This window comes from Nonomuraea sp. NPDC048892 (genome assembly GCF_040649735.1).
Taxonomy (GTDB): domain Bacteria; phylum Actinomycetota; class Actinomycetes; order Streptosporangiales; family Streptosporangiaceae; genus Nonomuraea; species Nonomuraea maheshkhaliensis.
Genome location: NZ_JBEZFZ010000004.1, coordinates 683382 through 702794, shown reverse-complemented (window position 1 = coordinate 702794; position 19413 = coordinate 683382). Strand labels below are relative to the sequence as shown.

Below are 19413 nucleotides of genomic sequence, written 5' to 3'. Positions count from 1 at the left end.
GCGATCGTGCCGAAGATCTGGTTTGACCTAGGATCGCTCATGTGAGCGCACCACACGGCATCAACCCGAACATTCCTCACTCCGCCCGGGTCTACGACTACTGGCTGGGCGGGAAGGACAATTTCGAGGCCGATCGCCGGGTGGCGGAGCAGACCATGGCCGCGGTGCCGGGCATCCGCGAGAGCGCCCGCAACAACCGGGCCTTCCTCGGACGAGCGGTGCGCCACCTCGCCCGGCTGGGCGTGCGCCAGTTCCTCGACCTCGGGACCGGCATCCCCAGCCAGGGCAACACCCACGAGGTGGCGCAGGCCGAGGCGCCTGACGCCCGCGTGGTCTACGTCGACAACGACCCGATCGTGATGGCGCACGCGCGGGCGCTGCTCACCAGCACGCCCGAGGGCAGGACGGCCTACATCGAGGCCGACGTCCGCGAGCCGCGCACCATCCTCGAACACCCCGACGTGCTCGACACCCTCGACTTCGACCAGCCGATCGCGCTCGTCATGGTGGCGATCCTCATGCACATCTCCGACGACGACGATCCGGCCGGGCTGGTCAAGACCTACACGCAGGCACTGCCGCCGGGCAGCTTCCTGGTACTCAGCCACCTGACGCTCGACCTGATCTCCAAGGAGACCGCGGAGGACTACCTGGAGGCCACCCGGCCGCAGGCGATGCACAGGACGCCCAGGACGGGTGAGCAGATCGCGCGCTACTTCGACGGGTTCGAGCTGATCGAGCCGGGTCTGGTCCCGGTCTCCGAGTGGCACGACACGCCGCTCTTCCCCGACACGGCCGCCTGGATGTACGCGGGGGTCGGCCGCAAACCGTGACGGCGGGCCGCGCGCCGTCACGTTCCAAAGCGGTTTAAGGTTCAAGCTGTGGATCAGTTCGAGGACAGGACGGCGCGGTGAGCGCGGCGGTCGAGGTCGAGCAGCCCGTGGCCGGTGAGCGGCCGAAGCAGAAGCGGCGCCGCAGGCGGTGGTTCGGCTGGACGGTCGTCACGCTGCTCGCGCTGTGGGCCGTCATCAGGGCCGGCGGCTGGGAGCAGGGCTCGTTCCTGACGCAGCTCATGACCGTGACCCCGTACGGCGCGGGGCTGGCCGCCCTGACCGGGCTGCTGTCGCTGCTACGGCGCAACCGCCGGGCCGCGCTGGCCGCCGCGCTCGTGTGCGTGGCCATGGTGGCGATGCTGGTGCCGCGTACGGTGAGCGCCGAGCAGCCGGCGACGCGGGGCGCGCCGCTGCGGGTGCTGACGGTGAACCTGTTCGGGCGCGGCGACGCGGCGACCGTGGTCGACCTGGTCCGCCGGTACGACGTCGAGGTGTTCAGCGCCCTGGAGCTGACCTACGCCGAGGCCGAACGGCTGGACGCGGCCGGGCTCAAGCAGTTGCTCCCCTACCGGGTGCTGCAGGCCGAGTCCGGGGCGACCGGCAGCGGCATCTACGCCAAGCATCCGGTGACGAAGCTTTCCGGCCTGTTCACGCCGATCGGCCACAACATGCCGGCCGCCACCGTCTCACTGCCCGGGGGCGGTGAGGTGCAGTTCGTGGCCGTGCATCCGAACCCGCCGCTCGGGCGCATGGAGCGGGAGTGGAACGCCGCCCTGCGCGCCCTGCCGCCCGCCTCGCCCACGGCGATCAGGGTGCTGGCCGGCGACTTCAACGCCAGCCTCGACCACCGCGCCTTCCGAGACCTGCTGGACCGCGGCTACGTGGACGCGGCCGACCAGCTCGGCAAGGGGCTCACTCCGACGTGGCCGAACTTCCGGCCGATGCCGCCGATCATCTCCATCGACCACGTGCTGGCGGACCGGAGGGTGGCGGTGCGCCGGGTGGAGGTCCTGGACGTGCCGAGGACCGACCACCGGGGCGTCTTCGCCGAACTCCGCCTCCCCTGACGCCTGACGCGCAAGACAGTGCGGTGTCACCTCAAGGTAAGTTAGAAAACGTGTTCGAGCATGGCATCGTCTCCTGGTGCCCGGGGCCCGTCCCGTTTCCAGGAGGAGATCGCTCATGCCCGCACGCACGTCCTTACGCACGCTGGCGCTCGCGCTGGTGAGCGCCACCGCGCTCGCCGTCCCCGCCCTGCCCGCCACCGCCCTGCCCGCCACCGCCACTACAGAAGCCGCGACTGCCGGCCCCAATGTGGTGGTCCGGTGGAACCAGGCGCTGCTGTCGGCGATCCGTACGGGGACGCTCGGCCCGCCGATGGTGGCCAGGGCCCTCGCCGTCACCCACACCTGCGCCTACGACGCCTGGGCCGCCTACGACGCGGTCGCGAACGGCACCCGGCTCGGCGGCTCGCTGCGGCGTCCCCCGGCGGAGCGCACCGAGGCGAACAAGGCCGAGGCGATCAGCTTCGCCGCCCACCTCGCCGCGGTCGACCTCTATCCGGCGCAGCGGGCCGGCTTCGACGCCCTGATGAACGAGCTGGGCTACGATCCGGCCGACCCGTCGAGCCAGGCGGCGCGGACCGGCGTGGCCGCGTGCCAGGCGGTGCTCGACCACCGGCACGCCGACGGCTCCAACCAGCAGAACGGCTACGCCGACACCTCGGGCTACGCGCCCGTCAACGCCCCCGTCGTGGTAGCAGAGCCGCTGACCACGCTGAACGCTCCGGGCCGGTGGGCGCCGCTGACGTACGTCAACCGGGCCGGCGCGGTCGTGACGCCGCCGTTCCTGGCCCCGCACTGGGGCGGGGTGGCCTCCTTCAGCGGCGCCGCGAAGGACCTGGCCGACCAGGTGCCTGCGCCGCACGCGTACGGCTCGGCCGGGTTCCGCGCGCAGGCCGCCGAGATCGTCTCCGGCACAGCCGCGCTGGACGACAGGCAGAAGGCGATCTCCGAGTACTGGTCCGACGGGCCCAGCAGCGAGACGCCGCCCGGCCACTGGTGCCTGTTCGCCCAGCAGATCTCGGCGCGCGACCGGCACGGGCTCGACCAGGACGCCAAGCTGTTCTTCGCGCTGGCCAACTCGGTCATGGACGCCGGCATCGCCTCGTGGGAGGTCAAGCGGGACCGCGACTCGGCCCGGCCGATCACCGCGATCCGCTTCCTGTACCAGGGGCAGACCATCCCGACGTGGGGCGGACGGACGGTCGAGGGGGCGCTGTGGGTGCCGTACCAGCCGCCGACGTTCCCGACGCCGCCGTTCGGCGAGTACGTGTCGGGGCACAGCACGTTCAGCGCGGCGGCGGCCGAGGTGCTCAGGCGTTTCACCGGGAGCGACGCGTTCGGCGGGCAGGCGGTGGTCGCCCAGGGGTCGTCGCTGATCGAGCCCGGGGTGACGCCCGCGCGGGACGTGACGTTGCGCTGGCGTACGTTCACGGACGCCGCCACGGAGGCCGGGCTGTCGCGCCGGTACGGCGGCATCCACTTCCGCCTCGGTGACGAGCAGGGCCGCGCCCTGGGCCGCGCGGTCGGCACGGCGGCGTGGGACCGCGCCAAGAGCTACTGGTCCGGGCGCCACTGAGCGGCGGGGACCACGCGACGAACCACTGTTGAGCGCCGTAGGAGCTGCGGCTGAGCGGCGGGCGCCCGCTTCCCGGGTCCGGGGAGCGGGCGCCTTCGTGCTGCGGAAGGTCAGGCCGCGCTCTCCTCGGCCTGCCTGTTGAGCGTTTCGAGGTCGAACGCACCCGACTTGACGGCCGCGGTGAACGCCTCCCAGTCACGGCGAGGAACTTCCAGCACCGTGTCCGGGTTGTCCACGTGAATGATCTCCACGTGGTCGTTGATCCGCTTCGCCGCGACGCGGCTGGCGTCTTGTGTCATCTGCAGCACTCCTTCCGGTGCATTGCGGGCTCCACCCCGGTCCTCCATTCGCAGGAGAACCGGGGCGGTTGCGGGCAGCCTTCCATCTCCGCAAGGGCGTCTGCCACCGCTCCACCCAACCCGCCGGAGAGAAAACCCCACTCCCGGGTGACGATCTATTGACCTCGGTACAAGAAATGACCCCCTTGGCCAGGGCGGGCGGCCGGCGCAGCCCCTCTGCGAGCCGGACGGGGCAACGGGAGCTTGTAAGGGATTTTCAAGTCGGAAGTTAGTGAAGAGGCGTAGCTTCCCCGCTCGAAAGAGGGACACCGCTTTACAGAAGAGGACAAGGCATGAACTTGACCGCAGAGGCGACACTCCCCCTCGAAAGCCGCACGGTCCGCATCACATAGGACCGCCTTTTGGGATGTTTCTAGCATTGTTGAAGCATTCCTCCGGCGATGTCTTACCTGTCTACAGTCCTACCTGTGGGGGCCCAAGTACCAAGGACCAACGTGTGGAGTGAGCTGCGCCTGAGCTCCACGCCGAAGCTGAACATCTCGATCTCGCCGAGCCTCACCGCCCTTGCCATGCTCCTCGACGCCGCCGCCGGCCGCCGCCGCGGCCTGCCCGAGCTGTGGCGGCGGGCGATCGGCTCCAGGATCGGCCCGCTCGGCCACGAGGCCGTGCGCCCGCTGGCCGCCGCCGGCTGCTCGCTCGGGCCGGACAGCCTGGTGCCGCACTCCCCCATCGGGGGTGACGTCTCCGTTCAGGCCCAGGTCGCCGCCCTGCACGACCTCTCGCCCGACGCCTTCCTCGCGGACCTGGAGCGTACGTACGGGATGGACGCGCCGCCCGTGCAGTGGCGGGCGGCGGCCGAGCGGCCCGCCCGCTGGCTGCACGGCTACGCCAGTGCCCTGGCCGACGTCTGGAACACCGTGGAGCCTCTGTGGAAGCGCGCCCGCCCGCTGCTCGACAAGGAGGTCGAGCGGGTCGGCGTGACGACCGTGCGCGGCGGGCCGGAACTGCTGCTCGGGGCGCTCGGCGAACGCATCGTGTACGGCGAGCGCGGCCTGCGCTTCTCCGGCTCCCACTCAGGGACGTACGAGCTGGGCGAGCGCACGCTGGTCCTGACGCCGATGCTGGCCGGCCGGGACGCGCTCGTCCTCGGTCTGGACGACCCCGGCGCGGTGTGGATCGCCTACCCCGTGCCCGGTGCGGACTCCCTGTGGCGCAAGCCCGTCGCCCCGTCGGTGGACGAGCTGTCGGCGCTGGTGGGGCCGGTCCGCGCGGACCTGCTCTGCGCCCTGGACCAGCCGATGACGATGTCCATGCTGGCCACGGACATGAAGATCGCGCCCAGCGGGCTCACCTACCATTGCGACCGGCTGCGCGCCGGGCGGCTGATCACCCGGGAGCGGCGCGGCCGTGAGGTGTGGATCGCCCGCACCCACCGGGCGGACGAGCTGCTGGAGCTGTTCCGGTGCTGAGGCGCCGGAGGGAAGGGAGCCGGGCGTGGTGCTCACGTTCCACCGCGACGCGCTGGCGGGCCGCGCCGCCGCGGCCAAATCGGCGGCGGGGGCGTTCTCGGGGCTGAGCGGCCCGGCGCCGGACGTCTCGGCCTGCGGGAACGTCTCGGGCTCCGCGGCGCTGGCCGCGGCGATGGGCGACCTGGCGCGCGTGTCCGGCGAAGCGGCTAGGACGCTGGGCGGACGGCTCGCGTCGGTCGAACGCGCGCTGGACGCCGTCGAGCGCACGGTCACCTCCGCCGACGCCGGCGCGGTCACCCGATGAGCCCGATTGACGATGTCAGGGCCGCTCCCGGCGGCGGCGAGCTGGCCGGCCTGGCGCTCAAGGTGATCGGCGACCCGGCGGCCATCACGGCGGCCGCCAAGGCGTGGCGGGCCGCGGCGGGCACCGCGCGGGAGCACACCGGCGCGCTCACGACCACCGCGGGCGGCGTGGACGGCGCCTGGCAGGGGACGGGCGCCGACGCGTTCACCGCCTACCTGACCAGGGCGACCGGCTGCGGCGGCCGGCTGGCGCAGGTCATGCACGACTGCGCGGGCCACCTCGACACGGCCGCGCGGGCGCTGAGCGGCGCCGAGTCGGAGGCGCTCGGGATCTGCGCCCAGTACGCCGCCGCCGCGCACGAGCTGCGCTCGGCCACCCCGCCGCCCACCGAGGCGCAGGTCACCGAGCGCCTGGCACCGGCCCTGGAGACGGCCAGGGCGGACCTGCGCCGGATCGTCGCCGACACCGGCACGGCCCTGTCGGGCGCCGCCGGGCTGATCCAGAACGCGCTCGCCACCGTCCCCGACGTCGCCGGCGAGCTGCCCGAGCCGGACACACAGCCGTTCACGCCCGCTCCGGGAAGACCGCTCGGCTGGTCACCCGAGCACCAGGCCCCGACCACCTTGGCCGCCGCCACGCCGTCCTCGGGCGCCGCCCACGGCCCGGGAGGCTTCGGCGGCTACGGCCCCAGCGGCCCGCCCCCCTCCGGCGGCGGCCCCGCGCCGCCCGCGCAGGTGGCCGAGTGGATCAGCCAGGCGGTCGCGATCCTCAAGGCGAACGGCGTCCCGGCCGGCAAGATGAACCCGGACGACATCTGGACGATCATCCGCCACGAGTCGAACGGCAACCCCCACGCCATCAACAACTGGGACTCCAACGCGGCCAAGGGCACGCCGTCCAAGGGCCTGATGCAGACCATCGACCCCACGTTCGAGCGGTACCGGCTGCCCGGCCACGGCGACGTCTACGACCCGGTGGACAACATCATCGCCGGGGTCCGCTACGCCATCGGCCGCTACGGCTCGGTCTCCGACGTGCCCGGCCTGGTGGGCATGCGAACCGGAGCGGGCTACAGCGGCTACTGATCGGCCGCGAACCTGCCGGCTACCGATCCGGCACGCGGCCGGCGGCTACTGATCGATCGCGGGCCTGGCGGCCCGTGCCGGGTCCAGCACCGGGCCCTCGGGGATGAGCTGGAGCACGTTCATCGGCACCGGGGCGGCCTGGGCGGCGGTGTAGCCCAGCCTGGTCAGCACGTCGGCGCCGGGCACGGCGTAGCGGCGCCCCTCGGGGGTGATCAGGTAGTAGGACTGGACGGCCTTGAGCTGGCCGTCGCCGGGCAGCACCCCGGCCAGGACGGCGCGGCCGGGCGGGAGGCGGACCAGGTCGGTGGCGTCGCCGTGCGCGGCGGGCAAGGTGGCGCCGGTGGTCAGGCGGACGCGGGTGGAGCCCGTGCCGGTCTCGGCGTAGACCACGCAGATCGGGCGGGCGGGGTCGTAGGCGGTCATGCGCGGCAGCACGGCGGGCAGCCCGTCGGCGGGCAGGGTGGTGCGGGAGCGGGGGGCGGCGTTGGCGGTGGCGGCGTCGACCCGGATCTCCTTGACCGCGCCGCCCCCGTAGGCGGACCTGCTGTCGGGGTCGCTCAGCAGCAGCGCGGCCTGCCCCTGGGTGATGGCGGCCAGGCCGTCGGAGAGCAGCACGTACCAGTGGTCCTCGCCGCCCGCCACGGCGCCGGCCAGGAAGACCTGGCCGACGGTCGCGGCCCTGCCGCCCGGCCCGCTCACCGGGCGGCCCCGTCCGGGGATGGCGGGGGCGGCCAGGTCGGGCCCTTCTGGCAGCGCGTTCAGCCAGGCCACCGGCACGGCGGCCGGGTCGGCGGCGGTGAGCCCGCCGGCGATGCCGGCCGGCACGCGCATGCGGGTGCCGCGCCAGATCGCCCACGTCTGGCCGCCCACGTCGACCAGCGTCGCCTCCCCCTCGGCGACCGGCTTGCCGCCGAGGTCGCGTCCCGCGACCAGCATCACGTACGGCTTGCGCCCGGTCGGCTCGGCCCGCTCCTGCACGCACGCCGACCAGGGGCCCTTGGCCAGGTGCGCCGGGTCGGGCAGGGAGTCGGGCGCGCCGGGGATGCCGATGGCCGCCCCGCGCTCGTACGAAGCCAGCGCCTGCCTGGCCACGACCCGCTCCTTGACCTGCCGGGCGTTGAGGACGAGCCGGGCGGAGGCGTAGTTGGCGACGGGGATGAGCCGGCGCTGCTCCTGGCTGTAGACGAAGCGCGCTCCCGTCTCGCGCTCGATGATCAGCGTGCCGGGGTCCTCCAGGAACTTGCCGCCGCCGGGGCGCAGCAGGCCGTAGACGGCGAAGCCGACGCAGAGCAGAACCGCGACCATGATTCCGGCCAGGAACCCGATGTTCTGCCGGCGCAGCGGCCACTCCGGCTGGTTGGGCCGGGCGCGCAGCAGGGCCAGCCCGATGCGCTGCACGGTGAGGCGGTAGGCCTGGTAAAGGTCACGCTGGTTGTGCACTCCGCCCCTCCCGGCGCGGGCCGGGTCAACTGACCAGGCCGCGGATGGTCTCGTACAGGTTCATCACGGCCAGGGAGAGCGGCACCAGGGCGATCATCAGCAGGATGTCGGCGATGTCGCCCATGCGGCCCCAGAACGGGGACGGCCGCCCGGTCGTGAGCCACAGCGCCGTGCCCGTCACGGCCAGGGCCAGCGCCACGAGGATCGGCACGATCACGTACAGCACGGTCCCGTCCGTGGCGGCGAGCGTGGCGGCCCCGGCCGGCAGGAGCACGCCGAGCAGGGTCGCGGCCGTCAGCCAGGCCCGCTGGCCGCGTCCCTCGAAGACGCGCGCCCGCATGAGCAGCGACAGTGACAACGCCGCGCTCATCGCCAGCGCCGTCCAGGTGCCCTCCAGCACGAGCAGCACCTGCGCGCCCAGCACGACCAGCGCCACCGCGCCGAGCAGCCCCGAGCAGAAGCGGTCGGCGACCACGGTCTTGTCGATCACCAGCGCGCCGTCCAGGTCGCCGCTCTCGCGGCGCAGCTCCTCCGCCGTCGTCGGCAGCGCGGGCAGCGGCATCCCGGCCAGCCGGAACGACAGCGAGGGGATGGTCGTGCTCAGCCCGACGACGAGCGCGGCCAGCACCGCCGCCACCCCGGCCGCGGGCAGGTCGAAGGCCATGACGACGCCGGCGCCGAGCAGCCCGCAGAGCGCGGCGGCGGCCACGCCGAGGAACGCGGGCAGCCCCCGTGCCACCGCGAACCCGGTCGCCGTGGCCAGCATCAGCGTCACGCCGCAGGCGGAGAGCAGGTTGTCCGGCTGGAAGAGCGACCGCTCCGAGGCCGGGCCGACGAGGCCGGCCACGAAGCCGTAGGGCAGGGCCGCGTACCCGATCACCGCTCCGGCTCCCGCGTCGCCCATGGCCCGCGACAGCGCCGCGGCCACCAGCAGCAGGACCAGCGCCACGACCCCGGCGACCAGCGCGGCGGGCGGCCAGGGCGGGCCGGCCGTCAGCAGCGCCACCGTGCCGAGCCCGAGCAGGGCGACCGCCGCGCGCAGGCCGTAGCTCCTGGTCGCGGCCGGCTGCCAGCGTGCCGTGCGCTCCAGCACGCCGGTCGCGACCGCGTCGGCGACGTCGTCGAAGACGGCCTCGGGCAGTTCGTGGCCACGCGGGCGGAGGTGCAGCAGCTCGCCGTCGTGCACGGTCAGCTCGGACAGGGTCGCGTTCGGGTCGAACGGGGGCTCGCCGAGCCGCTGGAGCACCCAGCCGCCGTGGGCCAGGCCCGCCTCGGCCAGCCCTTCGCCCGCGATGCGCAGGAGGGTCGGCAGCAGGTTGCCCAGCGGGATGTCCGGCGGCAGGCCCAGGTCCAGGAAGCCGCGCGGGGTCACGACGGTGACCCGGCACAGGTCGGTTCCGGTGGCGCTCACCCGGATGAGTGTATGGAGCGGGCTCGCGCCGCGACGGGCCAAAAACGTTCAGGAATTTTGAAATGTCGCCTATATCCCTACGTCAGCGGCTTTCATGAGGCTGGTGAGCGGCAGCCTGATCGTGGTCCGCCGGCCGGAGCGGCGCAGGCCGCCGGAGCCGCCGGCGGGAGAGGTCCTCCTCGAACCCCCGCCCGAGATCCCGGAGACCGTGACGGGCGGCGGGCTGACGCAGTTGCTCACGTACCTGCCGATGATCGCGGGCGCGGGGGCGATGGCGCTCATGTTCACCGGCGGCTCCACCGGCAACCCGATCATGCTGGTCTCCAGCGGCCTGTTCGCGATCTCGATGGTCGGCATGGGCGTCGGCCAGCTGCTGCGCACCGCCGGGGAGCGCAAGAACCAGCTCAACGGCCAGCGCCGCGACTACTACCGCTACCTGGAGCAGGTCAGGCAGCGGGTCCGTAAGGCCGCCGAGCAGCAGCACCGCGCGATGACCTGGAACCATCCCGACCCCTCCGCGCTGTGGTCCCTGGTGATGACCACCCGGCTGTGGGAGCGCGGGCCCCGCGACGACGACTTCGTCCAGCTCAGGATCGCCACCTCGGCGCAGCGGCTGGCGCTGCCGCTGATCCCGCCGGAGACCAGGCCGATCGAGGACCTCGACCCGATGACGGCGGGCGCATTGCGCCGGTTCGTGCGCACGCACGCCACCGTCCCCGGGCTGCCGGTGGCGCTGGCGCTGCACTCGTTCGCGCGGATCGTGCTGGGCGGGGACCTCGTGGTGGGGCGCGACCTCGTCCGGGCCGCGCTGGCCCAGGCGGCGGCGCTGCACGCGCCGGACGACCTGCGGATCTCCGTGTGCGCGGGACCCGGCGAAGCGCGGGAGTGGGAGCCGGTGAAGTGGCTGCCGCACGCGCTGCACCCGTCGGAGGAGGACGGCGCCGGTCCTGTCCGGCTGGTCGTGGGCGACCTGGGCGAGCTGGACCGGCTGCTGGGGTTCGAGCTGAAGGACCGGCCCCGGTTCACCAAGGGGCTCTCGGCGGACGCGGTGCCGTACCACGTCGTGGTCGTGGACGGCGGCACGGTGCCGGCGGGCAGCCAGCTCGCGCTGGACGCCATCGAGGGCGTGACCGTGATCGACCTCGGCGGCGCCGTCCCGCCCGCGCCCGCGCAGCTCACCCTGCGCCTGGAGGCCGGGCCGGAGGAGCTGGTCAGGATCGGCGCGGACGAGCTGGGCAAGGAGGTCAGATCCGGGCTCGGCCGCCCCGACCGGATGGCCGCGCCCGCGTTCGCCGCGCTGGCCAGGCAGCTCGCGCCGATGCGGACCGGCGCGGGCGGCCAGGAGGAGCGGCAGGACGTCCTGGCCACCAACACCACGCTCACCGACCTGCTCAGGATCGGCGACGCGCGCCGGCTGTCCACGGCGGTGACCTGGCAGCCCCGCCCGGTGCGCAACCGGCTGCGGGTGCCGATCGGCCTCGGCGCGGACGGCCGGCCGGTGGAGCTGGACATCAAGGAGGCGGCCCAGGGCGGCATGGGCCCGCACGGGCTCGTGGTGGGGGCGACCGGCTCGGGCAAGTCGGAGCTGCTGCGCACGCTCGTGCTCGCGCTGGCGATCACGCACTCCTCCGAGACGCTGAACTTCGTGCTCGTCGACTTCAAGGGCGGCGCCACGTTCCTCGGACTGGACTCGCTGCCGCACGTCTCCGCCGTGATCACCAACCTGGAGGACGAGCTGCCGCTGGTCGACCGCATGCACGACGCCCTGCACGGCGAGCTGGTACGCCGGCAGGAGCTGCTGCGCTCGGCCGGGAACCACGCCTCGGTCCGCGACTACGAGCAGGCCCGCGAGCAGGGGGCCGACCTGCGGCCGCTGCCGACGCTGTTCATCGTGCTGGACGAGTTCAGCGAGCTGCTGGCGGCCAAGCCCGAGTTCAGCGAGCTGTTCGTGATGATCGGGCGGCTCGGGCGCTCGCTCGGGGTGCACCTGCTGCTGGCCTCGCAGCGGCTGGAGACGGGGCTGCTGCGGGGGCTGGACACGCACCTTTCGTACCGGATCGGGCTGCGCACCTTCTCGGCGGCCGAGAGCCGGGCGGTGCTGGGGGTGGCGGACGCGTACTCGCTGCCGCCCGAGCCGGGCAACGCGTACCTGATGTTCGAGACGACCGGGATGACGCGGTTCAAGGCCGCGTACGTGTCGGGGCCGTACCAGCCGGCCGAGGCGCGCGGCCCGGCCGTGCCGGCTCGCACGGGACATCGCGGCAAGATCGTCTGGTACGGCGCGGAACGGGTCCCGCTGCCGCCCGTCGCCGTCGCGCCCCCGGTCGTGGCCGACCACAAGGGCAGGCAGGACAGCCTGCTGGACATCGTGGTCGAGCGGCTGGCCGGCCAGGGCGCGCCCGCGCACCGGATCTGGCTGCCGCCTCTGAAGGAGCCCGCCTCGCTCGACCAGCTCCTGCCGCCCGTCGAGGCCACGCCCGAGCACGGGCTCACCGCGGCGGGCACGTCCGGCGACCGTCCAGGACGGCTGCACGCCGTGGCCGGGATCGTGGACAGCCCGTTCGACCAGCGGCGGGACCCGTACTGGCTGGACCTGTCGGGCGCGGCGGGCAACGTCGCGATCGTGGGCGCGCCGCAGACCGGCAAGAGCACGCTGCTGCGCACGCTGATCGCCTCGCTCGCGCTCACCCACACCCCGAAGGAGGTCCAGTTCTACGGCCTGGACTTCGGCGGCGGCACCCTGTCGGCGCTGTCCGGGCTGCCGCACGTCGGCGGCGTGGCGGCCCGGCTGGACGCCGACGCGGTGCGCAGGACCGTGGCCGAGATGAAGACGCTGCTGGAGCGGCGCGAGCGGCTGTTCGTGGAGCGCGGGATCGACTCCATGGCCACCTACCGCAGGATGGTCGCCTCCGGCGCCTACGAGGGCGACGGCTGGGGCGACGTGTTCCTCGTGGTGGACGGCTGGGCGACGCTGCGCCAGGAGTACGAGCTGCTCGAAGCCGTCGTCGGCGACCTGGTCACGCGGGGCCTGGGCTTCGGCATCCACGTCGTCGGCACCGCCAACCGGTGGCTGGAGTTCCGCGCCGGGGTGCGCGAACTGCTCGCCACCCGGCTGGAGCTGCGGCTCGGCGACGCGTTCGACTCCGAGATCGACCGCAAGGCCGCCGCGAACGTGCCCGAGCGCACCCCCGGCCGCGGCCTCACCCGCGAGTCGCTGCACTTCCTGGCCGCGCTGCCGCGCATAGACGGCCGCTGCACCATCGACGATCTGGCCGACGGGGTCTCCGCCCTGGTACGGGACGCGGCGGCGGCCTGGCACGGCCATCCCGCGCCGCCTGTACGGCTGCTGCCGGCCCTGCTGCCCGCGCACACGCTGCCCGCTCCCCCGGCCGAGGGCCCCATGCGGATCCCGGTCGGCATCGACGAGGCCGCGCTCGCGCCCGTGCTGCTGGACTTCGACGCCGACCCGCACTTCGTGGTGTTCGGCGACACCGAGAGCGGCAAGAGCAACCTGCTGAAGGTGATCGCGCGCGGCATCGCGACCGCGCGCACGCCGCTCGGGGCGCGCTTCGTCGTCATCGACTACCGGCGCTCACTGCTGGACGCCACCGACACCGAGCACCGCGTCGGCTACGCCGCGTCGAGCGCCGCCGCGACGACGCTGCTCAAGGGGGTGCAGGAGGTGCTGGCCGAACGGCTGCCGCCACCCGACCTCACCTCCGAGCAGCTGCGCACCCGCAGTTGGTGGACCGGGCAGGACCTGTACGTCATCGTGGACGACTACGACCTGGTGGCCACCTCGGCCAACCCCCTGGCCCTGCTCGGCGACCTGCTGCCGCAGGCCAGGGACATCGGGCTGCACCTCGTGCTGGCCCGGGCCATGGGCGGGGCGGGGCGGGGCATGCTGGACCCGGTGGTGCGGCGGCTGAAGGAGATGAACTCGCCCGCCGTGCTGCTGTCGGGGCCTCGGGAGGAGGGGCAGCTCTTCGGCAACGTACGGCCCCGGCAACTACCCGCGGGGCGAGGGCTCTACGTGGACCGGCGTTCCGGCGAGAAGCTGATCCAGACCGCTTACCTGGCCTCATGAACGGGTGGCGCCGTTCAGGTGCCCCAGCGGCGGACGTTGGCGTTCTCCGCGTCGCGCATGATCGCGGTCGCGTCGTGCAGCGAGGGCCCGAGGCGCTGCATGGTGTCGCCCATGGCCTCGACCGCCTGGTTCCACTGGATCTTGGCGTCGAGGTAGACGGCCTTGGCGGGGCCGTCCCAGGTCTCCAGGACCTTGAGGTCGTCCTCCAGGTCGGCGAGTTCGCCGACGAGATTGGCGTAGGCGCGGCCGAGCTCGGCCGCGATCTCCTCCATCTCGTCGAAATTGGCGAGGATGATGTCGGGACCGGTCATGGTGAGCTCTCCTTCGCCCTAGATCGCGCCGCCGTTGAGTGAGGACCTCAGTTTCGCGGCGACCTCGCTCGCGCTGGTGCTCGCCTCGGTGTACTGGACGTCGGTCGCCTTGAGGTTCTCGCCGATCCTGGCCAGCGCCTCGATGACCTTGGTGAACTGCGGGGTCCACTCGTTGAGCACCTGCGTGTAGACGGTGGCGGCCTCGCCCATCCAGGCGCCGCCGAGCGTCTCGGGGATCAGGGCGAGCCGGTTGCGGATCTGTTCCACGTTCCCGACGGCGATCTGTACGCGTTCCGCGGCGCTGTGCTGGCTGCCCTCGGCATAAGTGGTCCTGTCGGCCACGGTTCACCTCTCGGATCTCGTGAACCCGCTTTCGACCGGGTTCCGGAATTCTGGATCAACGTAGGCGGCGCTCGACGCCAGGGGTTGCGATTTCAACTTTCCTGGAAATGTTTCCGGCCCGCAGGCTCCGCCGTCTGGCTCTGGGCAGCGTCAGCGCCACGAAGACCACCAGTGCCGTCACCCCGCCCGCGCCGGCGGTGATGCCGATCGCCAGGCCGCGCGTCCGTTCGTCCGGGACCGGCGCCCTGGCCAGGACGACCGGCGGCGCGGCGGCCGCGCTCTCGTCCGCCACGGGCAGCACGGAGGTGACCGCCTGCAGCGGGCTGACCAGCCCGGCCCCGGTGCCCGCGGCTCCCCCGCCCTCGGCCGTCCGTTCCAGCCGGCGCTTGACCTGCCAGTGGTCGAGATCGGGGTGGCGGGCTCTGACCAGCGCGGCGACGCCCGACACGAAGGGGGCGGCGAAGCTGGTGCCGTCCAGCCCCGTACGGTAGCCGCCGCCCGTCCACGCGCTCGTGACCCCGGCGCCCGGCGCGGTCACCGAGACGCGGGTGGCGCCGTTGGAGAAGCCGGGCTTCGTGCCGTCGGGCGAGGCCGCGCCCACCGCGATCACGCCGGGGTACTCGGCCGGGTAGGCGGGCGTGACCGCGCCGTCGTCCTGCTTGACGTTGCCGGCCGCCGCCACGATCACCGCGTCCTTGTCCTGCGCGTACGTCACCGCCGCCTTCAGCTCGGGGGCGTCGTGGGCCTGCACGGACACGTTGATGACGTCCGCGCCCAGGTCGGCCGCCCGCCTGATCCCCTGCGCCAGCCGCGACACGTCCCCCGAGCGGCCTTCCGTCTGCTTGATCGACACGATCGCGGCTTCCGGCGCGACGCCCGTCACCGGCACGCCGCGCGAGGTGAGGTCGCGTCCCGCGATGATCCCGGCCACCGCCGTGCCGTGGCCGACGCAGTCGCGCAGGTCCGTGGCGGTCAGGTCGACCTGGCGGGTGACGGCGCCGGCGAGCTGGGGATGCGTGGCGTCCACGCCGCTGTCCACGACGGCGACCGTGACGCCTTCGCCCTTGGTGAGCCGCCACACCCGCTCGAAGCGCAGCCGCTCCTGCGGCCATGGCGTGCCGGTGACCTCCGCGACGCCCGGCTCGGGGGCACAGCTGACCGGCCGGCCCGGGGCGGGCGTGGGGGTCAGGGCGAGCAGCAGGGCTGCGACACCGCACCAGAGGAAGGGCACGGTAGTGCAGTCTGCCGACACTACCGATCTTTCGTAGCTCTCTTCCAAATACTTTGAAATGACGCGTCATCGGGAGGGACGCCCGATAGGCAGGTGTCGGCATGTCCGGCGACGTGTGGACGCGGGAGAGAGCATGACGACACCTGAGGACCGCGGGGACAGCCAGCGGCCGACCGTCGGCAGGTCGTACCTGGACCGGGAGCAGATCACCCGGAGCTACGAGGACGGGAGCTCGGGCGCGGAGTACGACTTCGAGGCGCACACCGTCGAGGACGCCTACGCCGACCACCTCGTCGACCACGGGAAGGGCGCCTACCCCGGCCGGAGCCCGCTCACGCCGCCCGACCCGGACGGCGGGCACCTGCTCGCCGCGCACCCGATCGACCCCGGCGCGCCGAAGAGGGCGCTGTTCGTCGACCTCGACGCCTACGAGGACCCGGCCACCGGCACGCCGCGGCCGTCGTCGCCGGTGGAGCGGCTGCGCCAGGACCTCGACCGGCTCAAGGGCGCCGGCCGGGACACGGGCCTGAAGATCCTGCTCGACCGCGCCGCGCTCGACCAGCGCGCGCTGGGGGCCTGGCAGGCCGCCGACGACCTGCGCGCGACCACGGACAAGGCGCACGCCGCGCTGGGCGGCGCGATCGAACGGCTGTGGACCGTGTACGCGTCCGTCATCCAGGCACTCGACGCGACCGTGCAGACGGCCAAGGGCGCGGACCGGTCCCTCGCGAGCGACCGGCAGGCGCGTACATGAGCGACTTCTGGGAGGAATCACTCAGGGACGAGTCCCGGGCGCCGCACCCCGACGGCACCCAGTCGCTCAACGGCGCGGACTCCGAGGACGCCGACGGCGTCGCCTCCCTCCTCCAGGCGACCGAGCCCGAGCAGGTCGCGCAGGCGGGGCGTAACTACCTGGAGATCGCCCGCATGTGCGGGGAGTCGGTGGCGGAGCTGAGCGCGCAGGCGCGCGCCATCTCCGAGACGCTCGGCGGGGAGTCGCTGGAGGGCATCTTCAAGACGCTCGGGGAACTGCAGCGGGACCTGGCCAGGATCAACGCCGCCGCCACGTCCGTCGGCACGCCGCTCGAATGGTACGGCGACAAGGTGCTGCGCTGGTTCAAGGACAACGTTCCGGGGACCGGGTCCGTCGGGCTCGACGACGACCTCTTCGACGCGTTCGGCAGCGTCGAGGACAACGGCCACGTCCTCGCGCGGCATCACCTGCGGCTGCTCAACGGGTACATGGGGGACGTGTACGGGGCCATCGCCCCTACGGTCGAGCAGCGCACGTCCGCGCCGGGGACGGACGTGACCGGGATGTCGCCCGGGCGAGGGCTGGGGTTGCCCGGGGGCTTGACGGGTGATCCGTACGCGGGCGGCGGCCTGACCTCCCCCTACGGGAGGACTCCTGGCTTCGGCTCTCCTTACGACCCGGACGTCCCCGGCCTCCAGCAGCCGCCGGACCCGTCCCTCACGGACCCGTCCCTGCGCGACCCTTCGCTTCAGGACCCGTCGCTGCGTGACCCCTCACTCCAGGACCCGTCGCTCTCCGGCGGTCAGAACCCGGGCGTCCAGCCACCGGGCGTTCAGCACCCCTCGCTGCGGAACCCGGACATTCCCGGCATGAACCCGCCCTTGCTCGACCCGCCCACCGGCCTGACGCAGCCCCCGTCCACGACGAACCTGTCCAGCCTGCCGCCGTCGAACCTGCCGCCGACCGGCCCCGGCACCACCACACTCACGCCCACCGGCAACGGGTCCGGCATCACCACAGGCACCAGCCCCGTGACCCCGTTCGGCGGCAATGTGCCCAGGCTCGGGGCAACCGGGGCGGGGCTCGGGCTCAACGGGATGCCCCTGGGCATGATGCCGCCGTTCGGCGCGGCCGGGACCGGGGCCGGGCAGGAGCGCGAACGGGAGCGGACCAGGATGGCGCTGGTGGAGGACGAGGCGTTCGAGTCCGAAGACCTCGGCGGCCCGCCGGTGGTCGCATGAGCGCGGCGGCATGAGCGACGGATCGCGTAGACCTGGCAACGTGTGGGTGGTCGCATGAGCGTGATCGCCGAGCGGGTGCGCGGTTACCGGCTGCTGGAGCGGGCCGGGCAGGACGGGCCCTGGACCACGTACCTGGCGCGGGCCGAGGCGACGGGCGCGGAGGTGCTGGTCAAGACGCTCGCGTGCCACCGGGTGGACAAGCGGGCGCTGAAACGGATCGTGCGCGGCTTCGGCTTCCCCGAAGAGCTGGCGGCGCTCGGCTCGGTGGTCCCGGTGCTGCAGGTGGGGGCTACGGGGGACGGGCGGCCGTACCTGGTGACGCCCCCGCACGAAGGGCTCACGCTCGCCGAACGGCCGGGCCGCGGCCTGCCCCTGCCGCTGGAGCAGGCCATGGGGCTGCTGCGGTCGGTGGCGCGCGCGATCGCGGCCACGCACGCGGCGGGCGGGGTGCACGGGCGGGTCAAGCCGGAGAACGTCGTCATGACCGGCGGCGGAGTGGTGCTGACGGGGTACGCCATGTCGGCGCTGACGTCGATCGTGGAGCTGCCGGACGGGACACTGCCCTCGGTGCACGCCGCGCCGGAGGAGCTCGAAGGACGTCCACCGGTGCCCGCTTCCGACGTGTACGCGCTGGCGTCGATGACGTACGAGCTGCTGGCGGGCCGGCCCGCGTTCGCGCTGGACGGGCCGGGGAGCACGGCCAGGTTCGCACTCGGCGTCCTGACCGAGGAGCCGCCCCCGCTGCCCGCCTCGGTACCGTCTGACCTGGCCAGCGTCCTGCTCGCGGCAATGTCCAAAGACCCGGCGACCCGCCCCCCGGCCACCGCCCTCATCACCGCCGCCACCCCCCACGGCCACCCGTCCCCGGCTTCGCCCAGCGAAACCAGCCACCCCGCCCTCCCCCACCCCACTCCCGGCCCCACGAGCGGAACCGGCGGGATGGGGCAGCAGGTCGGCTTAGGTCTCCGAGACGGCGAGGTGGATCACGATCCCACCGTCCGCGTCCCCAAGGCACGCCCCGGCCAAGCACCCACCGCACGGCTCGCGACGCCGTCGGCCGAGGGCGCAGCGGCCGGCACCACCGGCTCATCCCTCAGTGGTCAGGAGCGGTCGGGGCCGCGGGAGCTGGTGTGGACGGTGGACCCGGATCGCTCGCGGGTCAGGCCGCCGGCCGGACCGCAGCCGTTCCTGCCGCCGCCTCCTGAGGTCACCGCGCCGCCGCACGCGCTCGCGACCCCCGGGCCGGGCAGCCGGGACCGTAAGGTGCCGCTGGTCATGGCGGGGGTGGCGGTGCTGGCGGTGCTGGTGGGCGCGGGCAGCGTCGCCCTGGCGATGAGCGGCGGCACCGGAACCACGACCGCGCGACAGCAGGCCACGACCACGGAGCCCACCGGCGCCGCCACCCCACCGGACGGCTCCATCAGCCTCGCACCACCAGACGCCTCCACGGTCGCACCCCCGAACTCCTCCACCAGCGTCGCGCCGCCCCGCGCCGACCGGCAGCCGCCGCAAAAGCTGCGGGACCAGGAGCCGGGTGACTCTGGAACGCCGTCCCCGCCAGCCGTGCGACGGAGCGCCGACCCGGCCACGGTCGCCACGTACCGTCCCAAGAGCCTCAAACTGGTCACCGACAGCGGCACCACGGTGACGCTGGCCTGGAAGGCCGTGCGCAAGAACGGCTACCCCATGATCATCCAGCAGTCCCCCGGCGACCGCCTGATGTCGGCGACCGCCGGCGGCAGCACCTACACCGTCGGCGGCCTGGACCCGTCCCTCGGCTACTGCTTCAAGGTCGGCAGCGTGGTCACCCTGGGCCGCCCGTCGTCGGTGGCCTGGTCGTCCCCGCTGTGCATCCGGGGCGCGGCGGAGACGGGCACCCGGGACGACAACCAGGTCCAGCCCCCGCTCGTGCTCCCCTTGGCCACCCCACCCCCGGCACCGACCGAATAGCCACCAAGTCAGGTCG

Annotated in this window: 16 protein-coding genes; 10 read left to right on the top strand and 6 right to left on the bottom strand. The window is 73.5% G+C overall.

The features are described from left to right. Positions 1-41: 41 nt before the first annotated feature. The 3 genes from AB0C28_RS16885 (at position 42) to AB0C28_RS16875 (ending at position 3473) form a co-directional block, all read left to right on the top strand. A complete protein-coding gene (locus tag AB0C28_RS16885; RefSeq protein ID WP_357836419.1) occupies positions 42-833 on the top strand; it encodes an SAM-dependent methyltransferase in 792 nt (263 codons plus the stop codon). Positions 834-910: 77 nt separating this feature from the next. Further along, entirely contained in the window at positions 911-1900 is a 990-nt protein-coding gene (locus tag AB0C28_RS16880; protein WP_357836422.1) for an endonuclease/exonuclease/phosphatase family protein, read from the top strand. Positions 1901-2015: 115 nt separating this feature from the next. After that, the gene (locus tag AB0C28_RS16875) at positions 2016-3473 is read left to right on the top strand and encodes a vanadium-dependent haloperoxidase (protein WP_358075290.1); all 1458 of its coding nucleotides are present in this window, start codon (positions 2016-2018) and stop codon (positions 3471-3473) included. A gap of 110 nt (positions 3474-3583) precedes the next feature. Here the strand turns inward: AB0C28_RS16875 and AB0C28_RS16870 are convergent, their stop codons facing one another. After that, on the bottom strand, positions 3584-3772 hold the full coding sequence (locus AB0C28_RS16870; RefSeq protein ID WP_346114164.1) for a hypothetical protein: 189 nt from the start codon (positions 3770-3772) through the stop codon (positions 3584-3586). Between the two features lie 494 nt (positions 3773-4266). Between AB0C28_RS16870 and AB0C28_RS16865 the strand changes: the two genes are divergently transcribed. From AB0C28_RS16865 to AB0C28_RS16855, 3 genes are read left to right on the top strand one after another with little or no spacing between them, the layout of a single operon-like run. After that, entirely contained in the window at positions 4267-5241 is a 975-nt protein-coding gene (locus AB0C28_RS16865; RefSeq protein WP_357836429.1) for a winged helix-turn-helix domain-containing protein, read from the top strand. Positions 5242-5266: 25 nt separating this feature from the next. Beyond that, entirely contained in the window at positions 5267-5545 is a 279-nt protein-coding gene (locus AB0C28_RS16860) for a hypothetical protein (RefSeq protein ID WP_357836432.1), read from the top strand. Then, positions 5542-6630 carry a transglycosylase SLT domain-containing protein gene (locus AB0C28_RS16855; RefSeq protein ID WP_358075286.1) on the top strand — a complete coding sequence of 363 codons (1089 nt, stop codon included), beginning with the start codon at positions 5542-5544 and terminating at the stop codon, positions 6628-6630. Before AB0C28_RS16860 ends, AB0C28_RS16855 begins: the two co-directional genes overlap by 4 nt. Positions 6631-6675: 45 nt before the next feature. On the opposite strand, the gene eccB is transcribed toward AB0C28_RS16855, so the two are convergent. Both eccB and eccD read right to left on the bottom strand, forming a co-directional pair. Beyond that, entirely contained in the window at positions 6676-8070 is a 1395-nt protein-coding gene (gene eccB / locus AB0C28_RS16850) for a type VII secretion protein EccB (protein WP_357836438.1), read from the bottom strand. Between the two features lie 25 nt (positions 8071-8095). Then, positions 8096-9481, bottom strand: coding sequence for a type VII secretion integral membrane protein EccD (gene eccD / locus AB0C28_RS16845; protein WP_358075283.1), 1386 nt, complete (start codon positions 9479-9481; stop codon positions 8096-8098). Positions 9482-9584: 103 nt separating this feature from the next. On the opposite strand from eccD, the gene eccCa reads away from it, so the two are divergent. Next, entirely contained in the window at positions 9585-13568 is a 3984-nt protein-coding gene (eccCa, locus tag AB0C28_RS16840; protein ID WP_358075280.1) for a type VII secretion protein EccCa, read from the top strand. A gap of 14 nt (positions 13569-13582) precedes the next feature. Here the strand turns inward: eccCa and AB0C28_RS16835 are convergent, their stop codons facing one another. From AB0C28_RS16835 to mycP, 3 genes are read right to left on the bottom strand one after another with little or no spacing between them, the layout of a single operon-like run. Continuing rightward, on the bottom strand, positions 13583-13879 hold the full coding sequence (locus AB0C28_RS16835; protein WP_346114998.1) for a WXG100 family type VII secretion target: 297 nt from the start codon (positions 13877-13879) through the stop codon (positions 13583-13585). An 18-nt stretch (positions 13880-13897) separates the two neighbouring features. Further along, the gene (locus AB0C28_RS16830) at positions 13898-14221 is read right to left on the bottom strand and encodes a WXG100 family type VII secretion target (RefSeq protein ID WP_346114999.1); all 324 of its coding nucleotides are present in this window, start codon (positions 14219-14221) and stop codon (positions 13898-13900) included. 55 nt (positions 14222-14276) lie between these two features. Next, positions 14277-15452, bottom strand: a complete 1176-nt coding sequence (mycP, locus tag AB0C28_RS16825; protein ID WP_357836448.1) for a type VII secretion-associated serine protease mycosin — start codon at positions 15450-15452, stop codon at positions 14277-14279. A gap of 133 nt (positions 15453-15585) precedes the next feature. Between mycP and AB0C28_RS16820 the strand changes: the two genes are divergently transcribed. The 3 genes from AB0C28_RS16820 to AB0C28_RS16810 are packed head-to-tail and all read left to right on the top strand — an operon-like array spanning position 15586 to position 19397. Then, positions 15586-16206 carry a hypothetical protein gene (locus AB0C28_RS16820; protein WP_357836451.1) on the top strand — a complete coding sequence of 207 codons (621 nt, stop codon included), beginning with the start codon at positions 15586-15588 and terminating at the stop codon, positions 16204-16206. Further along, complete coding sequence (locus AB0C28_RS16815; protein WP_358075277.1) at positions 16203-17447, top strand: hypothetical protein; 1245 nt, start codon at positions 16203-16205, stop codon at positions 17445-17447. The genes AB0C28_RS16820 and AB0C28_RS16815 overlap by 4 nt, the downstream gene beginning before the upstream one ends. Before the next feature lie 54 nt (positions 17448-17501). Next, positions 17502-19397, top strand: coding sequence for a protein kinase (locus AB0C28_RS16810; protein WP_358075274.1), 1896 nt, complete (start codon positions 17502-17504; stop codon positions 19395-19397). The last annotated feature ends 16 nt before the right edge of the window (positions 19398-19413 follow it).

Bases quoted from the DNA above. Each gene is read 5' to 3' on its own strand.
- AB0C28_RS16855 (WP_358075286.1), top strand. From the start codon at position 5,542: ATGAGCCCGATTGACGATGTCAGGGCCGCTCCCGGCGGCGGCGAGCTG.
- AB0C28_RS16835 (WP_346114998.1), bottom strand. From the start codon at position 13,879: ATGACCGGTCCCGACATCATCCTCGCCAATTTCGACGAGATGGAGGAG.
- AB0C28_RS16815 (WP_358075277.1), top strand. From the start codon at position 16,203: ATGAGCGACTTCTGGGAGGAATCACTCAGGGACGAGTCCCGGGCGCCG.
- AB0C28_RS16870 (WP_346114164.1), bottom strand. From the start codon at position 3,772: ATGACACAAGACGCCAGCCGCGTCGCGGCGAAGCGGATCAACGACCAC.
- AB0C28_RS16820 (WP_357836451.1), top strand. From the start codon at position 15,586: ATGACGACACCTGAGGACCGCGGGGACAGCCAGCGGCCGACCGTCGGC.
- AB0C28_RS16875 (WP_358075290.1), top strand. From the start codon at position 2,016: ATGCCCGCACGCACGTCCTTACGCACGCTGGCGCTCGCGCTGGTGAGC.
- AB0C28_RS16810 (WP_358075274.1), top strand. From the start codon at position 17,502: ATGAGCGTGATCGCCGAGCGGGTGCGCGGTTACCGGCTGCTGGAGCGG.